The sequence below is a fragment of the Pseudoduganella sp. RAF53_2 genome (assembly GCF_052113985.1).
Taxonomy (GTDB): Bacteria; Pseudomonadota; Gammaproteobacteria; order Burkholderiales; family Burkholderiaceae_D; genus Rugamonas.
Genome location: NZ_JBFRDW010000520.1, coordinates 1 through 6,791 on the forward strand (window position 1 = coordinate 1; position 6,791 = coordinate 6,791).

Annotated in this window: 4 protein-coding genes and 1 pseudogene; all 5 read left to right on the top strand. The window is 61.3% G+C overall.

The features are described 5' to 3' along the window. A partial coding sequence (locus AB4Z11_RS24400; RefSeq protein WP_442028290.1) for a TonB-dependent receptor plug domain-containing protein occupies positions 1-1,036 on the top strand: 1,036 nt, incomplete at its 5' end. Between the two features lie 41 nt (positions 1,037-1,077). After that, positions 1,078-1,890 carry a class I SAM-dependent methyltransferase gene (locus tag AB4Z11_RS24405; RefSeq protein ID WP_442028292.1) on the top strand — a complete coding sequence of 271 codons (813 nt, stop codon included), beginning with the start codon at positions 1,078-1,080 and terminating at the stop codon, positions 1,888-1,890. A gap of 132 nt (positions 1,891-2,022) precedes the next feature. Then, the gene (locus AB4Z11_RS24410) at positions 2,023-4,041 is read left to right on the top strand and encodes a M13 family metallopeptidase (protein WP_442028293.1); all 2,019 of its coding nucleotides are present in this window, start codon (positions 2,023-2,025) and stop codon (positions 4,039-4,041) included. A gap of 188 nt (positions 4,042-4,229) precedes the next feature. Next, on the top strand, positions 4,230-6,137 hold the full coding sequence (locus AB4Z11_RS24415) for a M13 family metallopeptidase (protein ID WP_442028295.1): 1,908 nt from the start codon (positions 4,230-4,232) through the stop codon (positions 6,135-6,137). 88 nt (positions 6,138-6,225) lie between these two features. Beyond that, positions 6,226-6,791, top strand: a pseudogene (locus tag AB4Z11_RS24420) (M13 family peptidase); the annotation flags it as partial.

The window sequence follows — 6,791 nt, forward strand, 5'->3', positions numbered from 1 at the left end:
GACCAAAGTGTCGCTGGACAAGAACGGTAATCCGCAGTTCTCCGATTCCGGCGACAACCTGACGGCGGATACGCGCCGCGCCRCCGTCTTCGCGCAGGACGAGTGGGACATCACGCCGCAGTGGGGTGTCTACATGGGCGCGCGCTGGGAAGGCATCCGCACCAGCAGCGACCGCAGCGCAGGCAAAGTGAGCAACACCAGCAGCGTCTTCAGCCCGCTGCTGCACGCGGTCTATCGCATTCCGGGCTTCCAGAAAGACCAGCTGCGCGCCAGCCTGACGCGCAGCTACAAGTCGCCGAACGTGCAGGACCTGATTGCGCTGCCTTTCCTGTCGCGCCTGAACAGCGCCACGCGTCCGGACCGCATCGGTAATCCGGACCTGAAGCCGGAACTGGCAACGGGCCTGGACTTCGCCTACGAACACTACCTGGGCCGCAGCGGCATCGTCAGCATCGGCGGCTTCGTGCGCGACATCRACAACCTGATCCGCCGCGAACTGAGCCTGCAGCAGACGGACCTCGGCCAGCGCTGGGTGTCCACGCCGGGCAATATCGGCCACGCGCGCACCAAGGGCATCGAGCTGGAAGCCAAGTTCCAGCTGGCCGAGATCATGGGAGAGGGTGCGCCGAACCTCGACTTCCGCAGCAACTACAGCCGCTTCTGGTCGAGCGTGGATGGCATTCCCGGCCCGGRCAACCGCCTCGATCAGCAGCCCAAGCAGACCGCCAATCTGGGCATGGATTACCGCTTCAAGCCGATCCCGCTGACTCTGGGCGCCAGCTACAACTGGACCCCGGCGATCCGCGTGCAGACCAGCCTGACGCAGGTGGTGGAAACCAGCCGCAAGCGCGTGGTCGATATGTACGGCTTGTGGAAGTTCGACGGCCGCACCCAGCTGCGCGTTTCGGTCGCCAACCTGCTGGCCGACGACGCCACCGGCACCAACACGGTGGATGCCAACGGTTTGACGTCTTACGCCACCACGCTGAACCCGACCTATCGCCAGGTCACCATTCGCCTGGAAACAAAGTTTTAAGTGGACTAGACTGGCTGAACGTTTTGATAACGGGAGGTCATATGAATCCGAACAAGGCCTTGTGGGAGAAGGGTGATTTCACGCGCATTGCAGCCAGCATGCGCGAAAGCGGGCAGGCGCTGGTCGAGCAGCTCGGGATCAGGAAGACGGACCGCGTGCTGGATCTGGGCTGCGGCGATGGCACCACGGCTTTTCCAGCCGCGCAACTGGCGGCCCAGGTGCTGGGTGTGGACATTGCCAGCAACCTCGTTGCAGCCGGGAACAAGCGTGCCAGAGAGGCGGGCGCCACCAATCTCAGCTTCGAGGAAGGGGATGCCATCAATCTGCAAGGCTTGGCGGACAAGTCTTTCGATTTGAGCCTGAGCTGTTTCGGCGCGATGTTTGCGCCTGATCCTTTTGCCGTGGCCAAGGAAATGGTGCGTGTCACCAAACCGGGCGGCAAAGTCGTCATGGGTAACTGGATTCCCAACGATCCTACCCTGGTGGCCCAGATTCTGCGCACCAGCGCCGCCTACACGCCAGCGCCGCCGCAAGGCTTCATCAGCCCGATGACCTGGGGCGTCGAGGCCAATGTCACCGAGCGCTTCGGCGCTGCAGGTATCCCTCCCGAGCGCATTTCCTTCCTGCGCGACTCGTTCACCTTCCGCTATCCCGGCCCGCCCGCGGAGTTCCTGGATAACTTCCGGTTGTACTACGGCCCCACCATGAACGCCTTCGAAGCGGCCGCCAAAAACGGCAAGGAAGCCGAGTTGCAGCGCGATCTGGAGGCATTGTTCGTCGCGGAGAACCGCAGCGGACAGCCGGACCAGACGGTGATTCCGGCCACCTTCCTGAGAGTGACAGTCGCTGTCTAACGTTACGTTACGCATCAAGGGGTGTCATCCAGAAAAATCTGGTGTACGCTAGCGCACTGGCCCGGCCCCGCCCCCATAAGGCGGCAGGGGCGGCCAGAGACACTAAAACCAGATTCCAAAAGGACGCACCTCGTGAAACGACTCCTCCTGAGTACCCTGGCCCTGAGCCTTGCAGCTGCATTTGCCCACGCCGCCGAACCCATCTCCGGCATCGACACCCAATACATCGACAAGAGCGTGCGTCCGCAGGACGATTTCTACAGCTTCCTGAACGGTGAGTGGATGAAGACCACCGAGATCCCGGCCGACAAATCGCGCTGGGGTTCCTTCAACAAGCTGGCCGACGACACCAAGCCGCAGCTGCGCGGCATCATCGAAGAACTGCAGAAGCAGAAGGGTCTGAAGGGCGACGAGCAGAAGATCGCCGCGCTGTACGCCAGCTATATGAACGAAGCCGCATTGGAAAAGGCCGGCATCAAGCCGCTGTCCGGTGAACTGAGCCGCGTGCGCAGCATGAAGGATGTGAAGGCCCTGCCGGCGCTGATCGCCCACTTCAACCGCATGGGCGTGCCTGCGCCATACGGCGTGTATGTCGGCCAGGATGCGCGCAACTCCACCCAATACGCCGCCCACCTGAGCCAGAGCGGCCTGGGTCTGCCTGACCGCGACTACTACCTGAAGAAGGATGWCGCGAAGATGGCCGAGACGCTGGCCAAATACGAGCAGCACGTCGCCAAGGTGCTGGGCATGGCGGGCGAAAAGAACGCCGCCGAGAAAGCCAAGGCCATCGTCGCGCTGGAAACCCAGATGGCTGAAGCGCAGTGGACCCGCGTGCAGAACCGCGATCCGGTCAAGCGCTACAACAAGACCGATATCGCCAAGCTGAACGAGATGGCGCCGGGCTATGACTGGAAGGCCGCGCTGGGCGCCGCCGGTATCGCTTCCAAGACCGATACCGTGATCGTCAGCCAGCCGAGCTATCTGGAAGCCTTCGCCAAGCTGGCGAACAGCACGCCGATCGATACCTGGAAAGCCTACTTCACCTGGCAGCTGCTGCGTGACGCGTCGCCTTATCTGAGCAAGTCCTACTCCGACGCCAGCTTCGCCTTCTACGGCACCGTGCTGTCCGGCGTGACCGAGCAGGAGCCGCGCTGGAAACGTGGCGTGAACGTGACGGAAGAAGCGATCGGCGAAGGCCTGGGCAAGCTGTACGTGGCCAAATACTTCCCGGCCGAGCGCAAGGCGCGTATGGATGAACTGGTGAAGAACATTCTGGTCGCCTACAAGCAGAGCATCGACAGCATCGAATGGATGGGTGCCGAGACCAAGAAGCAGGCGCAGGAAAAGCTGTCCAAGTTCACGCCGAAGATCGGCTATCCAAACAAATGGCGCGACTACAGCAAGCTGCAGATGTCCGAGCGCGACCTGCTGGGCAATATGGAGCGTGCGGCGGAATTCGAATACAACCGCAACCTCGCCAAGCTGGGCCAGCCGATCGACAAGGATGAATGGGGCATGACRCCGCAGACCATCAATGCCTACTACCGTCCGACCGCCAACGAGATCGTGTTCCCGGCAGCCATCCTGCAGCCGCCGTTCTTCGATGCCAAGGCTGACGATGCGGTGAACTATGGCGCGATCGGCGCCGTGATCGGCCACGAGATCTCGCACGGCTTCGACGATTCCGGCTCGCAGTACGACGGCGACGGCAATCTGCGCGTGTGGTGGACCGACCAGGACCGCGCCAACTTCAAGGCCAAGGGCGATGCGATGATCAAGCAGTATTCGTCCTATGCACCGCTGCCCGGCTATAACGTGAACGGCGCCCTGACCCTGGGCGAAAACATCGCCGACAACTCCGGTCTGGCGATTGCCTACAAGGCGTACAAGATCTCCCTGGGCAGCAAGCCTGCGCCGGTGATCGACGGCCTGAGCGGCGACCAGCGCTTCTACATGGGCTTTGGCCAGGTATGGCGCAGCAAGACCCGCGACGCCGAGCAGATCAAGCGTATCAAGACCGACCCGCACTCGCCGGGCCAGTTCCGCGCCAACGGCACCGTGGTCAACCAGCCGGGCTTCTATGATGCCTTCGGCGTGAAGGAAGGCGACAAGATGTACGTCGCGCCTGAAAACCGCATCATCATTTGGTAAAAACCCACGGCGTAAAAGCAGGTGGCTGCCACGCTGTGGCAGCCACCAGGTCTTTGCCCCGGGTTTTTCAAAAAAGCCACGAACGACGTGGCTTTTTTTCATTGTTGCCTTAGTGGCATGTTAGAGTCGCGCGGTAAATCCTAAAACAACATCGGAGGGTTACTTTGAAACGCACCATTCTGAGCGCAATGCTCGTAAGCCTGTTTGCCGCCGGCAGCGCCATCGCAGCCGACAAGGCGCCGCTGAAGTCCGGTATCGACCTGCAGAACATGGACAAAGCCGTCCGGGCCCAGGACGACTTCTACAACCACCTGAACGGCCACTGGATGAAGACAGCCAAAGGCGGCAGCGCCGAAGCCAAAAAAGTGGGCGACTTCTTCGCCTCCGCCATGGACGAAGCACAGGCCGACAAACTGGGCATCGCCCCGCTGAGCGGCGAGCGCGCCAAGATCGCCGCCATCAGCGACAAGGCGCAGCTGGCCGCGCAATGGGCGCATATGTCGCGCATGGGCGTGACTTCGCCGTTCGACGTCAGCATCCACCAGGACAACAAGGACTCGACCCGCTACGTGGCCGACCTGGCGCAATCCGGCCTGTCCATGCCTGACCGCGACTACTACCTGAAAAAAGACGACGCGAAAATGGCCGACACCCTGGCCAAGTATGAAGCGCACGTCGCACGCATGATGACCCTGGCTGGCGAACAGAACGCCGCCGCCACCGCGAAAGCCATCGTGGCGCTGGAAACCCGCCTGGCGCAGATCCAGTGGACCAAGGTGGAACTGCGCGATCCGGTCAAGGCTTACAACAAGTACGAAATCGCCAAGCTGCAGGAACTGGCGCCGGGCTTCGACTGGAACACCTGGCTGACCGACGCCAACATCGCCGGCAAGACCAAGGACGTGATCGTGAGCCAGCCAAGCTATATGCAAGGCCTGGCGAAAGTGATCCAGGAAGTGCCGCTGCAGGACTGGAAGGCATACATGGACTACCAGCTGCTGCGCGCCTACGCGCCGGTGCTGTCGAAAGCCTTCGTGGACGAGCACTTCGCCTTCTACGGCACGGTGCTGACTGGCGCCACCGAAAATCGTCCGCGCTGGAAGCGTGCCGTGACCCTGACCCAGTCCGCACTGGGCGAGGCAGTCGGTAAGCTGTATGTCGAAAAATACTTCCCGCCTGAGCGCAAGGCGCGCATGGACGAGCTGGTAAAGAACCTGCTGCTGGCCTACAAGGAAAGCATCAACAAGCTGGATTGGATGAGCCCAGCGACCAAGAAGGAAGCGCAAGCCAAGCTGGCCAAGTTCACGCCGAAGATCGGCTATCCGGCGCACTGGCGCGACTACTCGACGCTGGACGTGAAGCGTGAAGACCTAGCGGGCAATGTGATGCGCTGGCACGACTTCGACCACCTGCGCGAAACCAATAAGCTGGGCAAGCCGATTGACCGCGACGAGTGGCTGATGACGCCGCAGGAAGTCAACGCTTACTACAACCCGGAGATGAACGAGATCGTGTTCCCGGCCGGTATCCTGCAGCCGCCTTACTTCGATATGAGCGCAGACGATGCGGTGAACTACGGTTCCATCGGCGCCGTGATCGGCCATGAAATCTCGCACGGCTTCGATGACCAGGGGTCGCAGTACGACGGCGACGGCAATCTGCGCAACTGGTGGACCGAGGAAGACAATAAGCGCTACAAGGAACGCACTCAGATTCTGGTGAAGCAGTACAGCGAGTTCGAAGCGCTGCCGGGCTATCACGTGAACGGCGAGCTGACCCTGGGCGAGAACATCGGCGACAACTCCGGCATGGCCATCGCGTACAAGGCGTACAAACTGTCCCTGAAGGGCAAGAAGGCGCCGGTGATCGGCGGCTACACGGGCGATCAGCGCTTCTACATGGGCTGGACCCAGGTATGGCGCGTGAAGTACCGCGACGCTGCCCTGATCGCACGCCTGAAGGCTGACCCGCACTCGCCAGGCCAGTTCCGCGCCAACGGCACTCTGCGCAACCAGCCGGCCTTCTACGATGCGTTCAAGGTGAAGCAGGGCGACAAGATGTACCTGTCGCCGAAAGAGCGCGCGATTATCTGGTAAAACCCAAGGCGTAACCCAGGTGGCTGCCACGATGTGGCAGCCACCAGCTTCACGCCGTTGGTTCTGACAAGCGAAAGAGACACCCAAAATGAAAAAACATCTGCTTAGCGCCCTCGCGCTGGCCCTGCTGTCGAGCGCCGCAATCGGCGCCGACAAGTCGGGCATTGACCTGCAATACATCGATTCCTCCGTGCGTGCACAGGACGACTTCTTCAAGCACCTGAACGGCAAGTGGCTGGCGACGGCCGAGATTCCGGGCGAGATGTCCAGCTGGGGCGTTTTCGAAAAACTGTTCGAAGATATCCAGCCGCAGCTGCGGGCCATCATTGAAAACGCCGCCACGAAAGGCGATACGGCCGACACCAAGCAAATCGGCGACTTCTACGCCAGCTTCATGGACGAAGCGAAACTGGAGCAGCTGGGCATGAGTCCGATCCAGTCCGAACTGGACCGCATCGCCGCACTGAAGGACAAGAAAGACCTGCCGGCCTTCCTCGCCCATGCCAACCTGCAGAACCGCAGCGTGCTGATCGACTTCGGCATCCATCAGGACAACAAGGACTCCACCAAATACGTCATCGACTTCAGCCAGAGTGGCCTGGGACTGCCGGACCGCGACTACTACCTGAAGAAGGATGACGSGAAGATGGCCGA

Excerpts from the sequence above, each read along its gene's own strand:
- AB4Z11_RS24405 (WP_442028292.1), top strand. The coding sequence starts at position 1,078 with ATGAATCCGAACAAGGCCTTGTGGGAGAAGGGTGATTTCACGCGCATT.
- AB4Z11_RS24415 (WP_442028295.1), top strand. The coding sequence starts at position 4,230 with ATGCTCGTAAGCCTGTTTGCCGCCGGCAGCGCCATCGCAGCCGACAAG.